This window comes from Ereboglobus sp. PH5-5 (assembly GCF_029504805.1).
Classification (GTDB): domain Bacteria; phylum Verrucomicrobiota; class Verrucomicrobiia; order Opitutales; family Opitutaceae; genus Ereboglobus.
This window is the reverse complement of record NZ_JAQFIT010000002.1, coordinates 60971-80628: the sequence shown is the minus strand read 5'-3', so window position 1 is coordinate 80628 and position 19658 is coordinate 60971. Positions and strand designations below refer to the sequence as shown.

Genomic DNA, 19658 nt, shown 5'->3' with positions numbered 1-19658 from the left:
CGGCGGTGGTGCGCGGGTGGATTATAGTAAATATTATGTATGGTGCGCGAAGGGTGGTCGCTGTTTGTTATGATGATTCCGCCAAGTATTCGCGGTGGCGGTTATCTATAATAATTTTGACGCGGGCGTAGGAGGCTTCGTCGTTTGGGAGGCAGTAGGAGGGGATGCCAAGCCGGGCGGCGAGGTTGTCGTGGTCGCCGAGATAGGTTCCGTGTTTTTTGGCGAATCGGGTGCGGTCGGTGTGATAATAGGCGCGGGCAAAGGCGCGTCCGGCGGCGTTAAGGGCGGCGCTGTCGAGAACGCCGTCCAACTCGCGGAGGAGGAAATCGCGGGCGTCGAGCGTGCCGTTGAGTATGGAGGCAATGTCACGGGGATATGATTGGCGGAGTTCGTCGGAGATGAGGTTGTTTTCAACGCACCAGCGCAGGTAGTGGGCGATGTGCGTGGCCCCGGCTTCGGGCGGGAGGGGCGGTTTGATGGCGCGAAAGTTATCGGCGTCTCCATGCCATTTGGCTTTGTCGTGGACCATGATTTTGGCGGGCGCGGAGGCGCGGGCGGGTTTGGTGTTCGTGCGCGGATTTGTCGCCGACGCGGAAGGCTTGGGACGCGGGGCGCCCGAGGGAATTTGTCCCGTGGCGCCGAGATTTTTGCGCAATGTGCGCATGGCGGTTTTAATTATGGTTTCCCAAGGCGATTCGAGGGGCGGATGCGTGGAGAGGAGACTGAGCGTGGTGTGGTCGCCGACTATGCCGAGCACGCAAATGATATTGGCGCGTTGCACGTCTTTTTTGCAGAGGGGGAGCAGGCGGTGGAACGCGACGCGGATTGTGGCCGCTTCGGCGGGCGAAATCGGGACGGGGGGCGTGATGCCGATAAGAAACCAAAGGGTGCGCGCGAGATAATCGGCCCGTTCGATGTCGGCGCTGGTGAAGGCGCCGGGCGAGAGGAGGCGCGCGTCAATTCGCAGGATCGCGTCGAGCGCGCCGGGGTCGCGTATTTTTTCGAGCAGTGAAAGGGCAAAGCGGTGAAACCCGGCGTCGCCGGCGACGAGGCGGACAAGGCCGTCGCAGCCGCCGCGCGCGTATGCAATGGCGGTGCGCGCCCAGAGGCGCCAGGGGATCCTGCGCACGCCGGGGCTGATTTCGCCGCCGTCGGTCCACTGGCATTCGGCGACGAGGCGTTCGAGTTCGTCGGCGAGGCCCTCGGGGCGTTCGGCGGCGACGCCGAGAAGGTGCTCGACTTCGAGCGTGTGATTGCGGGCGCGTCGGCGGAATGTTGCGAGGTTCATGGCGTGCGCTGGGTTGGTTGCGTTTATACAGTTATGCCGGGGCTTGCTGGATGCGTTATATAAGTATTGCGCGGGTTCGGAGGCCCGCGCTCCTGATTATGGTTCGTTTCGGCGGAGCCAGTTTTGCGCGTGTTTATAGCCGAGGGCGGCGGCTTTGGTTATGATTTCGCGGCCCCTGTTTTTGTCCGGAAGTATTATTTTTCCCTCCCAATACAGGAGGCCGAGATTGTATAATGCGTGCGGATTCGCTTCCGTGGCGGACGGGTTTTGATACTCTACCCCGCCGTCGATGTCTATTATCCAGCGGTGGCGGTGGTTTGTTTCCGCATTGAGTCCGCTCCTGTCAACAAGGACGTGATATATTAAAATTTGCCGGTTGTTTATCCACTCAACGGGGCCGATGCTTTTGCAAAGGACGGACGATCCGCCCGGAGTGAAGGCAACGCGTTTGAGCAGCGTCCCGCGCTTGTCGGTAAAATCAACATGGGTGCCGCTGCCGAGGTAATCGTGCTCGAAATAGATTTGCGCGCGATGGAGTTTGTCGGGGGCGGCGACGGATTTTTTATAATGTTCGCGGAACAGAAAATTATTTCGCGTGATTGCCGCGCAGGCTGTCTCGAAGGGGGCGGCGGGCCAGTTGTTCGCCCGGGCCGCCGCGAGCAGGGATTGTTGGATTATGGCGAGAAGCCGGGCGTGTTTCTCGGGCGTTGGGAGATTGCGGAACGCGCTCCAGTCGGCCGTTGCGCAAACGTCCAGGTCGCCGCTGACGGGCGCGAGTGTTGGGGGTTCGGCGGGGGTGTTACTCGAAATAGTCACAAGCGCGCGCGTGCGCGCTCCAGTTTTGGTTTTCGGAAAATGATATTCATACATGAGCGAAAGGAACATGCAGCAGCGGTCGCACTCGGCGACGATTTCGGCATCGGGCGAGGTTTTGTTCCATTCACATGTGAATCGAAAACACTTCATGGGATCAACCGGTGGCGCAGAGTATGGTTTTTGCTGGGTTTGCAGCGGTGGAGGGACGTTTGGACGCGGACATGACAGGCATCGGAAATGACGCGCGTGGACAAAGGGCGCAATACGCGGTGTGCGTTTTGGGAATTTTCCGAGAATTTCCACGAGGCATGACGGGCAAATATTCAACAACTGTCCCGTTCGGCGTCGCATGGTGTTTTCAATGACATGGCATCAGTCCGCGCTTCTCCCTTGAAGATTCAATGCCTGTTCCATTGATCACTTTCACATAGATATGGGCGGGGCGTGAACCGGGCAGCGCGCCACGCCTGATCACCCGTGGAGCAACGGCCAACTGGAGCGGATGAATCGCATGTTTCGAGGAGCCGACTGGGTGCCTGTTTGCCGTCGCCAAGCGCACATTCCCAAACAGATGCATGAAATTTTCGCCCCCAAAACCCGTCCCGTCAAAACGATCAAAAGCCATTCGATTATATGCGCAAACGCTCATTTTATCTGGAAAATGATACTCTGCGCGGGGTTGAATGGCCTGAAAGTGCTTGAAACGTCATTTTCGCGCAAAGAGAGTAATCAGGTTCCTGACTGTCGCCACGCGCCATTTTTCGGCGCTGCCGCGGCGCTCAATATCCCCGGTCAGAATCCCATTAAAAAAGAATCCCAGCAATCGAAGTTTTCGAAAGGTTATCATGAAACCCGCATCCAAACCCACGCGCAAAGCTCCCCTCCTTCCCACCTCCCGACGCAGCTTTTTTAAGGAAGCCGCCGCCGCCGCCGGCGTCCTCATGCTGCCGGGCTCCACCGTCCTGCACGGCCAAAACCTCTCCTCGTATGAAACGGGCGGATTCATATCCAAGGACGGAAAACTCGACACGCACGAGCACCAAGTCGACCTCTGCGTTGTCGGCGCCGGCCTCGCCGGCATGTGCGCCGCCATCGCTGCCGCCCGCCGCGGCGCGAAAGTCGCCCTCATGCACGACCGCCCCGTCCTCGGCGGCAACGCCTCCTCCGAAATCCGCCAGTGGATTGTCGGCGCCGGAACCCGCGTCCGCGACCTGCAGGAAACCGGCATCATGGAGGAAATCCTCGTTGAAAACATGTATCGCAACCCGAAGCGCAACTTCGCCATCTGGGATAGCATCCTCTACGAAAAAGTCCGCTTCGAGCCCAACATTGACCTCATGCTCAACTGCTCCTGCTGCCAGGCTGAAATGGACGGCAAGACCATCAAAAGCATCACCGGCTACCAAACCACCACGCAACGCTGGCACAAAGTCAGCGCGCCGATCTTCATCGACTGCTCGGGCGACAGCATCCTCGCCCCGCTCACCGGCGCCGATTACCGCTTCGGACGCGAAGCCGCCGAGGAATTCGGCGAGGAGTTCGCCGTGGCCAAGGCCGACAAAAAAACAATGGGCATGAGCATCTTGTTTCAAGTGCGCGAAACCGAGCACCCCGTCAGCTTCACACCCCCAAAATGGGCCCACGTTTTCAAGACCGACGCGGAAATGAAAAACAAGCCCCACAACATCTACGCCATCAACACCAACCTCTACTGGGTCGAGCTCGGCGGCGAGCAGGACGGCATCGGCGACACCGAGGAAATCCGCGACGAACTTCTCAAAATCGCCTTCGGCGTCTGGGACCACATTAAAAACTGGTGCCCGCAGAAAAACGCCGCGAACTGGGAGCTCGAATGGATGGGCTTCCTTCCCGGCAAACGCGAAAGCCGCCGCTACATCGGCGACTACATGCTCAAGCAGCAGGACGTTGAGAAACACCCCGTCTTCCCCGACACCATCGCCTACGGCGGATGGCAGATCGACGACCACCTCCCGGGCGGCTTCGCGATGGACTCCGTTGACGGCGAAAAGCATCTCCGTAAACGCCGTCTCTCCGAGCCCTACACGATCCCCTACCGCTCGATCTATTCGAAGAACATCAAGAACCTCATGTTTGCCGGGCGCAACATCAGCGCCACGCACGTCGGCATCGCGACCACCCGCGTCATGGGCACCTGCGGCATCCTCGGACAAGCCGCCGGCACCGCCGCCTGGATTGCCGTGCAAAACAAACTCACCCCGCGCGAGGTCGGAAAAACCAAAATCCGCGAAATCCAAGCCGCGCTCATGGAGGACGACTGCTTCCTCCCCGGCTTCAAGCGCGAAATCTCCCCGCTCTCCAAGCAAGCCGAGCTGAGCTGCGACTACGGCGATTGCTCGCAACTGCACAACGGCATCGACCGCCGCATCTGGGGCCGCGACAACGGCTACTACGGCAAAACCAAAAAAGCGATCACCTACACCTTCAAGAAACCGACCAAAATCTCGCAAGTGCGCCTCGTTTTCGACAGCGACCTGAACCGCGAACACACGGGCGGCAATCCCGACGGCGTCATGACCTCGTGGGTGATGTTCCACCCGCTTTCGCACGACAAGACGACCTTCGGCTTCCCCGGCTGCATGATAAAATCCTACCGCATCGAGGCGCGTGTCGGCGGCGAGTGGAAAACCGTTTTCGAGACCGACGAAAACTACCACCGCTTCGTCCGGCTCGACGTCAACGTCACCGCCGACGCCGTGCGCTTCATACCGTTCGCCACGCACATGAGCGCGAAAAAAATCAACGACTACGGCAGCTCCACCGCCCACCTGTTTGCGTTTGAGGTGAGGTGAAACCCTCGGGGAATCTCCAATGCGCGCGAATGAAAAGGTAGCACAGACATTCCTGTCTGTGCCGTGCGCATTTAAACCCCCAACGGGGTTTCATTCCATAGCCCGGGGTTGGCGACAAAGGAGCCTACCCTGGGTATTCAATTTTAGAATACACAACCCTGAAAGGGTTGCGCAAAGCATCCCAATTCCCCGATTATGCAACCCCTTCAGGGTTGAATGTATTATTTCTCCAATACCCAGGGTGGCCTTTGCTTCGCCACGGCAACCCTGGGCTGTCTTATGGAAGCCTTTCAGGCTTCGAAACCGCCCGCGCCACTCATTCATTTCGATTTGCATCGCCTTGCATCGACTTAATTCGATTTAAGTCGATGCTTCGCGGTTCAGCCGGAGGCTTCGCCCTGCCCAAAGTCCCGAAAACCCAGCCATGAACACCCGCCCAAACTCCGACCATCCCACCCGCCGCGACTTCATCACCAGCGCCGCCGCGCTCGCCGGCCTGTTCCTGCTACCCCCCGCGCTTCGCGCCACACGCACCCCGCCCAAGCCCGTCTTCGTCGCCGGCAAAAACGGCGGCATCTTCAGCGGTCCCAACACGCCGCAAAACCCGCGCTTCATCGCGCATCGCGGCAGCCATTCGCTCGCGCCGGAAAACTCGCTGCCCGCGCTGGAGGAAGCCGCCAAGCGCGGCTTCTGGGCCGTCGAAAGCGACGTGCGCCGCACCAAGGACGGCATCCTCGTCTGCCACCACGACGCCACGCTCAAAAAAATGTTCGGCGTCAACGAACGCGTCGCAAACCTGACATGGGGCGAAATCAAAAAACTCACCTACACCCGCGGAAATGGACGCGAGAATTATCCCGCCGCGCGCCTCCGCATGCCGCTCTTCGCCGAGTATATTGAAATCTGTCGCGACCACGGAAGCGTCCCTTTCATCGAGATAAAAGACGACGTGACTGCCGAGGCCGTCCGCATGGTGCGCGACATGAAAATGGAGGAGCGCTCGGTCATATCGAGCAGCAAGTTTCCGCACATTGAGGCGGCGCGCGCGGCGAGCAAAAAAGTGTTCCTGCATCACATATTCAGCGACGAGGAGCACATGCAAAAACTCGTCCGCCTCGGACACGCCGGCGTCTCGCACAAGCGCACCGAACTCGACGACATCTCCGCCGCGCTGGTCGAAAAAACGCACGCCCTCGGCCTCCGCGTTTGCCTCCGCGCCGGCGACACAAAGGAAACCGTCCTCAAAATGTTGGAACTCGGCCTCGACTACATTCCCACCAACAAAATATTGGAAATGTGACCCGTAGGGGCGTCGCTTGCGACGCTCGGTTCGCATCCGTGAAATTCGCGCAATGCCGAGCCACTCGCGAACTCGTAGGCGAGGTCAAAAAACAAACTGCAAAAATCATTTTAGAAACAGAAACCGCAGATAAACGCAGATGAACACAGATATTAAAACCATCGGACTCCGAAATCCGTATCCGCGTCCATCTGTGTTCATCTGCGGTTAAAAAACGAATAACAACACGCGCATCCCTATGAAGTCGCCCTCCCGCAAAACCAACCCATCAAACACCCCGCCCCGCAACGACGGCACACACTCGCGCCGCGCCTTTTTGTCCGATTGCGCCAAGGGCATCGGCGGAGTCGCCGTCGCGGGACTCGCCGCGCCCTCGCTCCTCGCGTCTCCCGCCGGAGCACCGCGACAAGCCGCCGCCCCAGTCGCCGGCGAATACGACGTGGTCGTTTGCGGCGGCGGTCCCGCCGGCTTCATCGCCGCCGTCGCCGCCGCGCGGGGCGGCGCGCGCACCGCCCTTGTCGAGCGCTACGGCTTTCTCGGCGGCATGGCCACCGCCGGCCTCGTCTCCCCCGTCAGCGTCTTCAACCTCAACGGACGCCGTGTCATCGGCGGCATGCCTTGGGAATTTGTCGAAAAACTCTCCGCCATCGGTGGCGCCGGCGTGGACCTCCCCCGGGGCAATGTCACCTTCTGCCCGGAAAAATACAAACTCGCCGCCCAGCGCATGGTCGTTGACGCCGGCGTCACCCTCTACCTTCACAGCTACCTGACAAGCTGTCGTCAAAACAACGGCACATTGTCCCACGCCGTCATCGAAAACAAAAACGGCGCGCAAACCCTCGCCGCCAAATATTTCATCGACTGCACCGGCGACGCCGACCTCGCCCTCCGCGCCGGCGTCCCCATGCAGCCCGCCCCGGAAAACCTTCAGCCCGCCTCCCTTATTTTCATGCTCGGCAACGTGGACACCGACGCCATTCCGCCAAACCGTCTCCGTCACGGACTCCCCGGATCGCAGGACACCGACTTCCGAGCCATTCTTCAAAAACTCTCCAAAACTCAAAAAATCCCCCTCTTCGGCGGCCCCTGGTATAACAGCACCCTGTCCAAGGGCGTTGTCGTTGTGAACATAACCCGCACCGCCGCCAACATGGCCGACAACCGCGAGGCCACCGAAGCCGAGTGCCGCCTGCGCGAGGATGTGCACACCTTCGTTGACCTGCTCCGCAAACACGCCCCGGCCTTCCGCGACGCCACGCTTCTCACCACCGCCACGCAAACCGGCATCCGTGAAACCCGCCGCATCCTCGGCGCGCACACGCTCACCGGCGCCGAATACCTCGCCGCAACCAAGTTCCCCGACACCATCGCCCGCGGTTGCCACCCCGTTGACATCCACTCAAGCAACAGCGCCCGCCAGCGCGCCGAATACCTCAAGCAACCCGGCAACGTCCCCTATCGCTGCCTGCACTCCCCCGGTTTCCCGAATCTTCTCGTCGCCGGACGCCCCTTCTCCGGCGATGAAGTCGCCTCCGCCTCCGTCCGTGTCCAGGCCTCCGCCATGTGTCTCGGCCAAGCGGCCGGTGCCGCCGCCGCCCTCTGCCTTGCCGATAATCGCGATGTTTCGCAGGTAAACATCACCCGCCTTCGCGAAACGCTCATCCAGTCTGGCGCCATTTTGGACTAAACTTCGGACATGCTCTAAAAACTAAGCCAAACCAACCGCGGTTAAAAAACGAATGGCAGAAAGCGAATGCCGGCACGCGCACCGATATAAGCTGAAACCCCGCAACGCCAAACCGGCAAGCACTCGTGGCGCGCCTTTTTGTTCGCTTGCGCCAAGGGCATCGACGGAGTCGCCACCATTCCCTCGCTTTTCGCCATAACCAGCGCAATTTGGGGCTTTGCGCGCGCGCGGTTTGGTGTTCAATTCGCGTGCTATGTTTACCGGTATCGTTGAAGAAAAAGGTCGTGTCGTTTCGTTTGTCCAGGGCAGTGCCTCCTGGCGCTTAAAACTGTCCGCAAAAACCGTCATCGAGGGCGTCGCGCACGGCGACAGCATTGCGGTCAACGGTTGCTGCCTCACGGTCACCGATTTCGACGCTGCGGCGGGAACGGTGGAGTTCGACGTGCTCGAGGAGACGCGCCGCCTCACGAGTTTTTCGGCGCTCAACGCGGGTTCCGCGGTGAACCTTGAGCGCAGCCTGCGTTTTGACGGAAAAGTCGGCGGGCATTTTGTCACCGGCCACATCGACGGGCTTGGCGTGATTGAGATTTTTGAGAAGCGCGGCAACGACTACTACATGCGCGTTCGCGCCCCGAAGGGCAATGGCCGCTACCTCGTGAGCAAGGGCAGCATCGCGATCGACGGTATTTCGCTGACGGTCGCCGAAGTTGAGGATGACTCGTTTGCGGTGTGGCTCATCCCGACGACGATCAACGTGACCAATCTTTCGGAAAAACACTCCGGCGATCCGGTGAACCTGGAGTTCGACCTGCTCGGCAAATACGTCGAGAAGCTGACCGCGTTTCACTCTGGACGCGCCGGTTGATCGGACGCACAAACGACACCGACCCATGCGCGCCACACTCAACGCGATCGCCGACGAACTCCGCCGCCTCAAGGCAGGCGGCGTGAAGGATGTCGTCGTGTCGGGCGAGACGATGGTGGCGTTGCGCAACGCGGTCGAGGCGCGCACGCCGAAAACGCAGCCGGAACAGCCCCAAGTCGCGCCCGCGCCGGTTGTTTACTCGCAACTGCGCCAGCCCGCGGCGCGGCACACCGCGCCCAAAAAAGCCGAGCCGAAACTGCCGCCCCCGCCGGCGGTCACGCTGCCCGAGGGCGACAAGAAAACGCGCTGGGACGCGCTGCTCAACATGGTGACGACCAACCCCGTCTGCCTCGAACGCGTGCGCCCCGGAAAAAAAGTCGTGCTTGGCGTGGGCAATCTCGACGCGAAAATATTTTTCTGCGGCGAGGCTCCGGGAGCGGAGGAGGAAACCAAGGGCGAGCCGTTTGTCGGGCCCGCGGGGCAGCTGCTCACGAAAATGATCCAGGCGATGGGCGTGAAGCGCGAGGATGTTTACATCGGCAACATCATGAACTGGCGTCCGGATTTGCCAACGCCGCCCGGCCGCGAGCAAATCGGCAACCGCCCGCCGACCGAGGAGGAGATGCTTTACTGCATGCCGTATCTGCGCGCGCAACTGGAGGTCGTGAATCCCGAATTGATCGTCGCGCTCGGGGCGACGGCGGCGAAGGCGCTGCTCGGGTTTGACAGCTTTACGACGCTCGGTTCGATACGCGGTCAGTGGAAGGAATTCGAGGGCAAGCCGCTCATGGTCACATATCATCCGTCGTTCATTTTGCGCACCCCGACCAACCGCACCAAACGCACGGTGTGGGAGGATTTCCTGAAGGTCATGGAAAAGGCGAACATGCCGATCACGGACAAGCAGCGCGGGTATTTTTTGGGAAAGTAAGCGCCGTTTCGAACGCGACTCGTTGGAGGCCGCGTAGGGTTTTTCAATAACCGCACTTTGGCAATTTGCCCGGTCGATGATATCGTATGGCAAATCAAACGGGGCTTTGTTTCACAAGGCGTGAAATAATAAGTAAGTCGTAAAAACGCTATGTGAGAGCGGTTTGGGCATGGCGTTTTTCATGGATTGTCCCGGTGCGTAACCTTTTTGCCGAATCGCGGTCTGTTTCGTTTTTGATTTTCCACACAACCATGTTGTCTCGATTCAGATGTCAGGTGCTTTTGCGCGCAATAAGCGCGGTTTTGTGCGGCGTTGTCATGACGGCCGCCGCATCGTCGGCCTTTGCACAGGATGCGTTTGATTTTGAAAAATTGCAGGAGCGTGCCGCCGCGATGGCTGCCAAGCTTTACATCGCTCCGCCATCGCGCGTGCCGGAGGCCTTGAGGCGGCTGAATTACGACGAATACCGGCAGATCGCCTACAGGGCGGATCATGCGTTGTGGGCGCGCGATGAGGTCCCGTTTCGCATGCAGTTTTTTCATCCGGGGTTCATCCAGTTGCACACGGTGCGAATCAACGAGGTCGTTGACGGCAGGGCGGCGCGGATTCCGTTTTCGGCGGAGGCGTTTGACTATCGCGGCGCGGCGCGGGCCGCCGGTTCCGGGCTTCCGGCGGACATGGGGTTCAGCGGATTGCGCGTGCACAACCAGCTCAACAAGCCCGGCGTGTGGGACGACTTGGTTGTGTTTCAGGGCGCGAGTTATTTTCGCGCGCTGGCTAAGGGCTCGCATTACGGGCTTTCCGCGCGAGGGCTGGCAATCGACACCGCCGGGCCGGGCGGCGAGGAGTTTCCGGTGTTCGAGGAATTCTGGGTCGAGCGTCCCGTGGCGAATGCGAAGGGGCTGCGCGTGTGGGCGCTCATGGACAGCCCGAGCGTGACGGGCGCGTATCAGTTTTTGATCACGCCGGGCGGCGTCACCCTGATTGAGGTTAACGCGGTGGTTTACCGGCGCGCGGCGAAGGCGGAGGGAGCGCAAGTTTTCGGAATCGCGCCGCTCACGAGCATGTTTTGGTTCGGCAAATCGAGCGCGTCGCATCCGGATGATTTGCGTCCGGAGGTGCACGACTCGGACGGGCTTTCGCTGCACACGGGAACGGGCGAGTGGCTGTGGCGTCCGCTCGACAATCCGCGCGCGGTGAGTGTTTCCAGTTTCTCGGACGAGAATCCGCGAGGCTTCGGGTTGATGCAACGCGAGCGCGATTTTGAAAATTACCAGGACATCGAGGCGGCGTATCATTTGCGGCCGAGCGTGTGGGTGGAGCCGGTTGGCGACTGGGGCCGGGGCGAGGTGCGCCTCGTTGAGTTGCCCACGCCGGACGAGACCAACGACAACATCGTCGCCTTTTGGTCGCCCGCCACGCTACCGCCCGCGGGCGAGCCGTTGCGCGTGTCGTATCGGATGCACTGGTTCAACGAGGCCGGCGGAAACACACCCGCGCCCGGGACGGGAATTGTCGTTTCCACGCGGCAGGGAAGATCGTTCACGCACGAAACAAATCTGCGGCGGTTCTGGGTTGATTACGGCGGCGGCGCGCTGGCGAAGCTGTCCGCCGGGGAGAAGGTGGAGGCGGTTGTGACCGCGGGCGACGGTGCGAGGGTCGCGCATGCGAGCGCGGAAAAAAATCCCCACACCAACACGTGGCGCGCCGCGTTTGCCATCGAGCCCGACGGTTCTGGAAAGCCCGTGGAACTGCGGTGCTTCCTGCGCAACAACCGCGGCGGGGCGCTCACCGAAACATGGAGTTACCTGTGGAATCCGGAGACGCGATGAACGACCTGCTGCCGGAGGGATTTCGCCCGCGCACCGGCTCAATCGAGGCCTGGAACGCCGCCTATGCGCGCGTGGAGGATTATCTGCGCGCGCACCGGATTCACTCGCGCCTGCACCAGAGCCGGTTGATCCAGGCGATTCTCGAGCGCGCCGCGAAGCGCCATGAGCGGAATCCCTCGCTTGATCCCACCACGCTTGCCGCCGTGGAAACCGAGGCATGGATGGATCGCTGGTTCGGCGCGGTGTTCGCGGGCTGCGACGTTCCCGGGGAGCGGCTGGCGGCGACGGGCCGCGTGGCGCTGCTGCTCACGAACGGCGCGACCAAGTGGCCGTATTCATTTTTGGACACAGGTGAAATTCCGGAGGAGTTCGCAACGGCCATGCGCGAGAGCTCGATCACGGCGGGGCCGGACATGGCGGTGTCGAGCATGGTGCCGAGGCCGATTGACCTGGGCGTGATCACCGGGGCGGCGGGCGGGACATTGGAGCGCATGGAGCGCTGGCCGGTTTTGAAAACATGCGCGCTCTGGATTTTCTTCGCGGCGGTTCTCGCGGGCATCTTTTTGTTCACCCGGTAAGGCGGGTTTTTATCATATGACAACAACCTCCCACGAACTGAACGATCCCCGAAAAATCGCGCGCCGCAGGCGGGTGTTTTTCACGCTCGTCTTCATGATCACGGGCGCCGCGACGTGGCTCATGGCCGATCTGCTCTGGCGTTTCGACGGGCGGCTCGCCCCGCTGGAGTGCGCGATGCTCGTGTTGTTTGTGATTTTATTTGCGCAGATCGCGCTGGGGTTTGTGACGGCGCTGACCGGTTTTTTCATTTCGATACGGGGCGGGGATCGCCGGCAGATTGCCAATACAATCGCGCCCGGAGAACCTCCGCAACTGGCGGGCACGGCGATCGTGATGCCGGTGTTCAACGAGGATGTGAGCCGCGTATTCGAGGGATTGCGCGTCGTGTTTCGCTCGTTGCAGGAGACGGGGCGGCTGGAGCATTTCGATTTTTTCATCCTCAGCGACTCCAACCAGCCGAACCAGTTGGTTCAGGAGGAGGTGGCGTGGGTGGAGCTTTGCAAGCAAGTCGGGGGCTTTGGGAAAATTTTCTACCGCAAACGCCGCCAGCAAATTAACAAGAAGGCGGGCAACGTGGCCGATTTTCTGCGCCGCTGGGGAAGGAAATACCGCTACATGGTCGTGCTCGACGCGGACAGCATCATGTCGGGCGACGCGCTGGTGAAACTGGTCGCGATGATGGGAAAAAATCCCGGAGCCGGCATCATCCAGACCGCGCCGCGCCTCGTGAACGGCGAGACGCTTTATGCGCGCCTGCAACAATTCGCGAACCGGCTTTACAGTCCGTTGTTTCTCGCGGGGCTGAATTTTTGGCAGCAGGACACGGGCAACTACTGGGGGCACAACGCGGTCATTCGCGTGCAGCCGTTCATCGAGCATTGCGGGTTGCCGGAGTTGCCGGGGCGCGAACCGTTTGGCGGACGCATCCTGTCGCACGATTTTGTCGAGGCCGCGCTCATGCGCAAGGCGGGCTGGCAGGTGTGGCTCGCGGGCGACATCGAGGGCACCTACGAGGAGGGGCCGCCGACGCTGATCGACAGCGCCAAGCGCGACCGGCGCTGGTGCCAGGGCAACATGCAGCACAGCTGGCTGCTGCTGGCGAAAGGGTTCAGGCCGGTCAACCGCCTGCATCTGCTCATGGGCGTGATGGCGTATGTGTCGTCGCCATTGTGGCTGTTGTTCATGATGCTCGGCACCGTTTATGCCTTTGGCGTCGCAAACTCGCACGGGCGGTCGATGGGGGAGTCGTTCGCGGGCGCGCTTGCAGCACACGGCGACGCGTCGGTTTTTGGCATGCCGATGCAGGCGGCGGAGGCGTTCGCGCTCTTTTTGCTAACGATGGTGATGCTGTTTGCGTCGAAGTTCATGAGCGTTTTCCTGACGCTGAAAAATCGCGATGCGGCGGAGTCGTTTGGCGGGAGAAAAAACCTCGTCGCGAGCACGCTGCTGGAGGTTGCGCTCTCGGTGTTTTTGGCGCCGGTCAACATGCTTTTCCACAGCAAGTTTGTCGTTTGCACGCTGCTGGGGAAGGGCGTGTCGTGGGTCACGCAGAAACGCGGCGGCGATGACGGCACCGACTGGCGCGAGGCGATCATCACGCACGCGCCGCACATTGCCTTTGGTTTGGCGTGGGGCGCGCTGGCGTTTTACATCCGGCCGGTGTTCTTCTGGTGGCTTTCGCCGGTGCTGGCCGGGATGGTGTTTTCGATTCCGATTTCGATCGGCCTGGGAAAACTGCGCTTCGGGCGCGCCGCGGCGGAGGCGGGATTGTTTCTCACGCCCGAGGAAACGCGCCCGCCGTATGAACTGCGCCGGTTGCGTTTGAACTTGGAGGAATGTTACAAACAGATGCGTCCGCTGGATGTGTTGCGCGCCGACCACGGTTTGCTTCAGGCCGTGCTCGATCCGTATGTGAACGCCGTGCATGTTTCGATGTTGCGGCAAAAGGAGACGAGCAGCGAGGAGGCGCGCGAATACTTTGCGCGTTTGCGCGAACGACTTCTTTTTGAGGGGCCCGGGGGGCTTGCGCAGAAGGAAAAAGTCGGCCTGCTTTACGATGCGGAATCCATGATCTGGCTGCACCGCGAACTCTGGCGGCGCCCGGCGCGCGACCTTGCCGAATGGTGGCGGCTCGCCGTGCGCCAATACAACGTGCTCACAACCACTCCCGTGACGGCGTTGTATCGCTGATGGCGCGCTTAGAGCGAAAACAGCGCGGTTTGATCACAATTGAAACGTCCCGCACTGCGCGTTTTGGCGCATCCAGTGATCGACGAGCACCAGCGCGGCCATTGACTCGACAATCGGCACCGCGCGCGGCAGCACGCACGGGTCGTGACGTCCGCGACCGGTCAGCTCGGTTTGCGCGCCGCGCGCATCGACGGTTTTTTGCGGCAGCATGATCGTGGCGGTCGGCTTGAATGCCACGTTGAAAAAAATCTCCTCGCCGTTGCTGATGCCGCCTTGCACGCCGCCGGAGCGGTTTGTCGCCGTGCGCGGTTTTCCGTCCTGCGATATCCATGCGTCATTGTGCGCGGAGCCTTTTAACAGCGTTCCCGCAAAACCGCTTCCGATTTCAAAGCCTTTCGACGCGGGCAGCGAGAGCATCGCCTTCGCCAGGTCCGCCTCCAGCCGGTCAAACACGGGCTCGCCCAATCCGGCGGGAACGCCGTGCACGCGGCACCGAATCACGCCTCCCACGGAATCGCCCGCGGCGCGCACTTCCTTGATGCGCTCGATCATCGCCTCCGCCGTCGCCGCGTGCGGGCAGCGCACCGCGCTGGCCTCGATTTGCGCGGGCGATGGAAACGGCATTTCCGAAAGCACGGTTTCCGGTATTGCGAGATCCTGCACACGCGCAACGAACGCGCGGATTTCGACGCCTTTGGCTGACAGCAGTTTTTTTGCGATCGCGCCGGCCGCCACGCGGCCGATTGTTTCGCGCGCGGAGCTGCGTCCGCCGCCGCGGTGATCGCGCGCGCCATATTTCGCCTGGTAAGCAAAATCGGCGTGCGACGGGCGGAATTTTTCGCGCATCTCGTCGTATGCGCCGGGGCGCTGGTCGGCGTTGCGCACCAGCATGGCGATTGGCGCGCCGGTTGTTTTTCCCTCGAACACGCCGGATAGGATTTCCACCGCGTCGGCCTCGTTGCGCGGAGTCACGATGTCGCTTTGCCCCGGACGCCGCCGGTCGAGTTCGGCCTGGATTTCCTCCGCTGTGATTGGCAGAAGCGGCGGGCATCCGTCTACCACCACGCCCACGCCCGCGCCGTGGCTTTCTCCCCAGGTCGTAATCGTGAACATCTTTCCGAAACTGTTTGGCATCGTGTCGATAAACACACCCGCCGCGGCCCCGCTTCGCAAGATTCAAATGGCAATCGCGGGCGCGACGGGGGGCTCTTGAAACAATGCAAATTTGGCCGGCCTCGTTTTTGAAATGCGACGGGAAAGTGTGATTGCGAATCGTGGCTTGGTCCGCGCGGACACTGGCCCGGTTCTTGCTTCAATGCATGGATGAAGTCCGTAATCCGCCAAAGCTCGTGCTTGAGTTCCCGTCCAAAAAACCTCATCAGAAACCCTTTCGCATATCCTCGTTCCGCATTCCGATCTCCGCACCACACTTCCCACATGAGCGTAAGCCCAGCACGATTAAGCGCGATCTCAGCCGCCAACAACTACCGCGTCACCGCAACCGTGGCCTTCAATGAAAGCCACACCGCCGAGTTGTTTGGCCGCAACGTCTTCACCGACGAGCTCATGCAGGCGCGCCTTCCCAAGGCCATTTACAAATCGCTCCGCAAAACCATCGAGACCGTCTCGAAGCTCGAACCCGCCGACGCCGACGCCGTCGCCACCGCCATCAAGGATTGGGCGCTCGAACGCGGCGCGACGCACTACGCGCACGTCTTTCAACCGCTCACCGGACTCACCGCTGAAAAACACGACAGCTTCCTCGAACCCGACGGCAAGGGCGGCGCCGTCGCCGAGTTCTCCGGCAAGCAGCTCATCCTCGGCGAATCCGACGCGTCCTCGCTGCCCTCCGGCGGCATTCGCGCCACCTTCGAGGCGCGCGGTTACACGGCGTGGGATGTCACCAGCCCGTGCTATCTTCTCGAAAATCCCAACGGCGCCACGCTTTGCATCCCGACGGTTTTTGTCTCGTGGACCGGCGAGTCGCTCGACCTGAAAACGCCGATCCTGCGCTCCGCCGAGGCGCTCGACGAACAGGCGCGCCGCATCCTGAAACTTTTCGGTCACACCGATGTGCCCCTCGTCACGCCGACCGCCGGCCCCGAACAGGAATATTTTCTCATCGACCGCAATTTCTTCCTCGCCCGTCCCGACCTCATGACCGCCGGGCGCACGCTCTTCGGCGCCCGCCCGCCCAAGGGGCAGGAGTTTGCCGACCAATACTACGGGGTCATCCCCGAGCGCGTGCTCGCCTACATGCACGAGTGCGAGGCCGAGCTCTACAAACTCGGCGTGCCGATAAAAACGCGCCACAACGAGGTCGCGCCCTCGCAATACGAAATCGCGCCCGTTTACGAAAACGCCAACGTCGCCGCCGATCACCAGCAGCTCACGATGATCGTCCTCAAGCGCGTCGCCCGCAAATACGGCTTCGAGTGCATCCTCCACGAAAAGCCCTTCTCCGGCGTCAACGGCTCCGGCAAGCACCTCAACTGGTCGCTCGGCAACAGCGTGCAGGGCAACCTCCTCGATCCCGGCGCCACGCCGCACGAGAACATGCAGTTCCTCGTTTTCTGCGCGGCGATCATTCGCGCCGTCCACCGGCACAGCGGCCTGCTGCGCGCGCTTGTCGGCTCGGCCAGCAACGACCAGCGCCTCGGAGCCAACGAAGCCCCGCCCGCGATCATGTCGATCTTTCTCGGCGCTCAACTCTCCGACGTTTTTGAGCAGCTCAAAAAAGGCCGCGCCTGCTCCTCCCAAAAGGCGGACACCATCCAGCTCGGCGTTGATTCGCTCCCCGTTCTCCAGCGCGACACCGGAGACCGCAACCGCACCTCGCCCTTTGCCTTCACCGGAAACAAATTCGAGTTCCGCGCCGTCGGCTCCAACCAGTCCATCGGCGCGCCGCTCGCCGCGCTCAACACCATCGTCGCCGGCTCGCTCAACCGCATCGCCGACCATCTCGAAAAAAGCGTCGCCGGCGGCAAAAAACTCGAGGACGCCGTCTCCGAGGTCCTGACCCAAATCGCCAGGGAAAATGGCGCGGTCATTTTCAACGGCAACGGCTACTCGCCCGACTGGCACCGCGAAGCCGAGAGCCTCGGCCTGCTCAACTTAAAAACCACGCCCGACGCCGCCGTGTGGATGGTCGCGCCCGACACCGTCGAGTGTTTCGAGCGCATGAAGGTGCTCACCAGGCGCGAGCTCGAATCGCGCCGTGAAATCGCGCTCGAGCAATATTGCAAGGCGATCAATGTCGAGACGCGCATCGTCATCGAAATGGCGAGCACAAAATACATCCCCACCGCGCTGCGCTACCAAACCGAGCTCGCCCGGAACATCAACGAACTCAAGGCAGCCGGCGCCGCGCCCGACACCCGTCTCTTCGAGCGCGTCAGCATGCTTATCGCCGACCTTCAAGACGAACTCGGCAAGCTTACCGCCATGCGCGGCAAGCAGGCGACACTGCCCGACCTGCTCGCCGAGGCGCAGCACTATTGCAACGAAGTCCTCCCTCAACTCAACACGATCCGCCAGGCGGTTGACGCCCTCGAAACCGTGTGCCCCGACGACACCTGGCCCGTGCCCACCTACGAGGAAATGCTGTTCATCAAATAAGGCCCCGGCCTTTTGGCGAACATGTGTTGGGCGCTCTTTTTCCGAAGGCGATCAACATCATGGCGCAAAAAAAACGCGCCGGGCATTTCATCCGGCGCGTTTTGTTTTGAATGGCTTTTGGGCGGGGCTGCCTACTCCGTCTTGGCGGGGATGCGCTCAATAACCAAGTTGCGGAAGGTGACGGCTCTGTTGGCGTAATACTGGAGGCCGATGCGGCCTTCGCCGACCATTTCGGCATACGCCTTTTGGAATTTGTTCTTGCTGCCGTCCGGGTTCTTGCCGGCTTCCTTCCACTTGGAGAGGTCGATGTTGATCACACGTTCGCCGTCGATCGAGACTTGGAGCTTCGGCCCCTGGGCGATGACGGTGGCGTGATACCAGCGGCCGGGTTCGATTTCGAGCTGGCGGCTCGGCGCGGCTATGTCAACCACGGCGCCCATGGCGTATTTCGGGTTTTTGTTCTCCCCTTGCTGGATCTGCACCTCCATGGCGTTTTGCACCCATTTGGATATGTCGGTGCAGCGCAGGATGATGCCGCTGTCGCCTTTTTCCGCGCAGCGGAAGTCGAGGTTCAGGGCGAAGTCGCCGTAGTTTTCCTTTGTCCAGATGGTGCCGTTGGCCTTGCCGGTGAGCACGCCGTCAACGAATTCCCATGAGCCGGCCTTGAACTGGGCGTTGGAGAGGTTCTTGTCGAAGAGGGGCTGGGCATTGGGCCAGCGCTCGGTGTTGGCGGGGCGTTTCTTGGCCCAGGTCTTGGAGATGTTTTTCTCGTTGACGTAGCCGGCGGGGAGCACGCGGCCGTTGCGCAGGTCGTCGTCGCTGGCGGCGAGGGCGCGGTGGAACCAATCGGCGCAGAGCGCGGTTTCGGCGTCGAGTTGCGCGACCGGCACTTTGTTTTCGTATTCCATGTAGGCGATGCCCTTGAAGCCCTGGCGGCGCAGTTCGAGGATTTGCAGGGCGGCGTCGCCCGCGCCGGTGCCCCAGGGCATGTCCTTCGCGGCTTTCACGCCGCGCTCGGTGAGGTCCTTGAAGTGCAGCGAGACAAGGCGGCCCTCGGCTTTGCGGAGCGTGGCGACGGGGTCGTAACCGCTGCGCATCCAGTGGCCGGTGTCGGCGCACAGTCCCATGCTTTTTGCATGGGGCGCGGCGGTGGCGAGGGCGAATTCGGGGTCGGCGTAAACGGTTGGTTTCGCATGGTTGTGGACCGCCGCCTTGACGCCGTATTCCTCGGCGAGTTTGGCGATGAGCGGTATGACGCCGGTGTCCTTCGGCTCGACGGCGACGTCGCGCAGGCCCATTTCCTTGGCGAAGGCGAAGATTTTGCGCCACTCGGCCTCGGTCTTGCCGTTGACGACGCCGTAGCTGGTGAGGTTGAGCTTGCGCTTCTTGAAGAGGCTGCGGACCTCGGCCTTGGCGGCGTCGCTCATGTTGTGCCCGAACTTTTCATCGACCTTGGCGGAGATTTTGTGCCCGGGATAGGCTTGGATGTTTTTGATTTTCATCGCGACCGCCCGATCAAGCGCGTCCTCGAGGGTGAGGTTGAATTGTTTCGTGCGGAAGGTGTAGGACTGGAGGCCGAGTTCGATGTCGCCGGAGGCGGCATTGAGCGAGGCGTGAAGGGTGAGGAGTGAAAGCAGAAGCGCGGAGAGCGCGAAGAGTTGTTTTTTCATGATGAAGTTTGATGTTGCGTTGTGTTTGTCGTGGTGAGGACCGGAGGGCCG

At 61.2% G+C, this 19658-nt stretch carries 14 protein-coding genes; 10 read left to right on the top strand and 4 right to left on the bottom strand.

Annotated elements, in window-relative coordinates; all coding sequences use genetic code 11:
• Window positions 1-67: 67 nt before the first annotated feature.
• Both M2103_RS01525 and M2103_RS01520 read right to left on the bottom strand, forming a co-directional pair.
• Window positions 68-1288, bottom strand: coding sequence for a hypothetical protein (locus M2103_RS01525; RefSeq protein ID WP_277508295.1), 1221 nt, complete (start codon window positions 1286-1288; stop codon window positions 68-70).
• Window positions 1289-1384: 96 nt separating this feature from the next.
• Window positions 1385-2254 (bottom strand): SEL1-like repeat protein, encoded by an 870-nt coding sequence (locus tag M2103_RS01520; RefSeq protein ID WP_277508294.1) that lies wholly within the window; start codon window positions 2252-2254, stop codon window positions 1385-1387.
• 421 nt (window positions 2255-2675) lie between these two features.
• Here M2103_RS01520 and M2103_RS01515 point away from each other — a divergent pair, with 421 nt between their 5' ends.
• From M2103_RS01515 to mdoH, 9 genes are all read left to right on the top strand, one after another.
• On the top strand, window positions 2676-3017 hold the full coding sequence (locus tag M2103_RS01515; protein ID WP_277508293.1) for a hypothetical protein: 342 nt from the start codon (window positions 2676-2678) through the stop codon (window positions 3015-3017).
• The gene (locus tag M2103_RS01510) at window positions 2950-4935 is read left to right on the top strand and encodes an FAD-dependent oxidoreductase (RefSeq protein WP_277508292.1); all 1986 of its coding nucleotides are present in this window, start codon (window positions 2950-2952) and stop codon (window positions 4933-4935) included. The genes M2103_RS01515 and M2103_RS01510 overlap by 68 nt, the downstream gene beginning before the upstream one ends.
• A 424-nt stretch (window positions 4936-5359) precedes the next feature.
• Entirely contained in the window at window positions 5360-6235 is an 876-nt protein-coding gene (locus tag M2103_RS01505) for a glycerophosphodiester phosphodiesterase family protein (RefSeq protein ID WP_277508291.1), read from the top strand.
• Window positions 6236-6473: 238 nt separating this feature from the next.
• A complete protein-coding gene (locus M2103_RS01500) occupies window positions 6474-7922 on the top strand; it encodes an FAD-dependent oxidoreductase (protein ID WP_277508290.1) in 1449 nt (482 codons plus the stop codon).
• A gap of 253 nt (window positions 7923-8175) precedes the next feature.
• Window positions 8176-8787, top strand: coding sequence for a riboflavin synthase (locus M2103_RS01495; RefSeq protein WP_108826518.1), 612 nt, complete (start codon window positions 8176-8178; stop codon window positions 8785-8787).
• 25 nt (window positions 8788-8812) lie between these two features.
• Window positions 8813-9718 carry a uracil-DNA glycosylase gene (locus M2103_RS01490; RefSeq protein ID WP_277508288.1) on the top strand — a complete coding sequence of 302 codons (906 nt, stop codon included), beginning with the start codon at window positions 8813-8815 and terminating at the stop codon, window positions 9716-9718.
• 317 nt (window positions 9719-10035) lie between these two features.
• A complete protein-coding gene (locus tag M2103_RS01485) occupies window positions 10036-11550 on the top strand; it encodes a glucan biosynthesis protein (RefSeq protein WP_277508287.1) in 1515 nt (504 codons plus the stop codon).
• A complete protein-coding gene (locus M2103_RS01480) occupies window positions 11517-12128 on the top strand; it encodes a hypothetical protein (RefSeq protein WP_277508286.1) in 612 nt (203 codons plus the stop codon). The genes M2103_RS01485 and M2103_RS01480 overlap by 34 nt, the downstream gene beginning before the upstream one ends.
• 16 nt (window positions 12129-12144) lie before the next feature.
• A complete protein-coding gene (gene mdoH / locus M2103_RS01475; RefSeq protein ID WP_277508285.1) occupies window positions 12145-14319 on the top strand; it encodes a glucans biosynthesis glucosyltransferase MdoH in 2175 nt (724 codons plus the stop codon).
• A gap of 33 nt (window positions 14320-14352) precedes the next feature.
• Here the strand turns inward: mdoH and aroC are convergent, their stop codons facing one another.
• The gene (gene aroC / locus M2103_RS01470; protein WP_277508283.1) at window positions 14353-15453 is read right to left on the bottom strand and encodes a chorismate synthase; all 1101 of its coding nucleotides are present in this window, start codon (window positions 15451-15453) and stop codon (window positions 14353-14355) included.
• Between the two features lie 303 nt (window positions 15454-15756).
• Between aroC and M2103_RS01465 the strand changes: the two genes are divergently transcribed.
• Window positions 15757-17937: a glutamine synthetase III gene (locus M2103_RS01465; RefSeq protein ID WP_277508282.1), complete on the top strand. Its 2181-nt coding sequence runs from the start codon at window positions 15757-15759 to the stop codon at window positions 17935-17937.
• A gap of 131 nt (window positions 17938-18068) precedes the next feature.
• Here the strand turns inward: M2103_RS01465 and M2103_RS01460 are convergent, their stop codons facing one another.
• Complete coding sequence (locus M2103_RS01460; protein ID WP_277508280.1) at window positions 18069-19607, bottom strand: family 16 glycoside hydrolase; 1539 nt, start codon at window positions 19605-19607, stop codon at window positions 18069-18071.
• Between the last annotated feature and the right edge of the window lie 51 nt (window positions 19608-19658).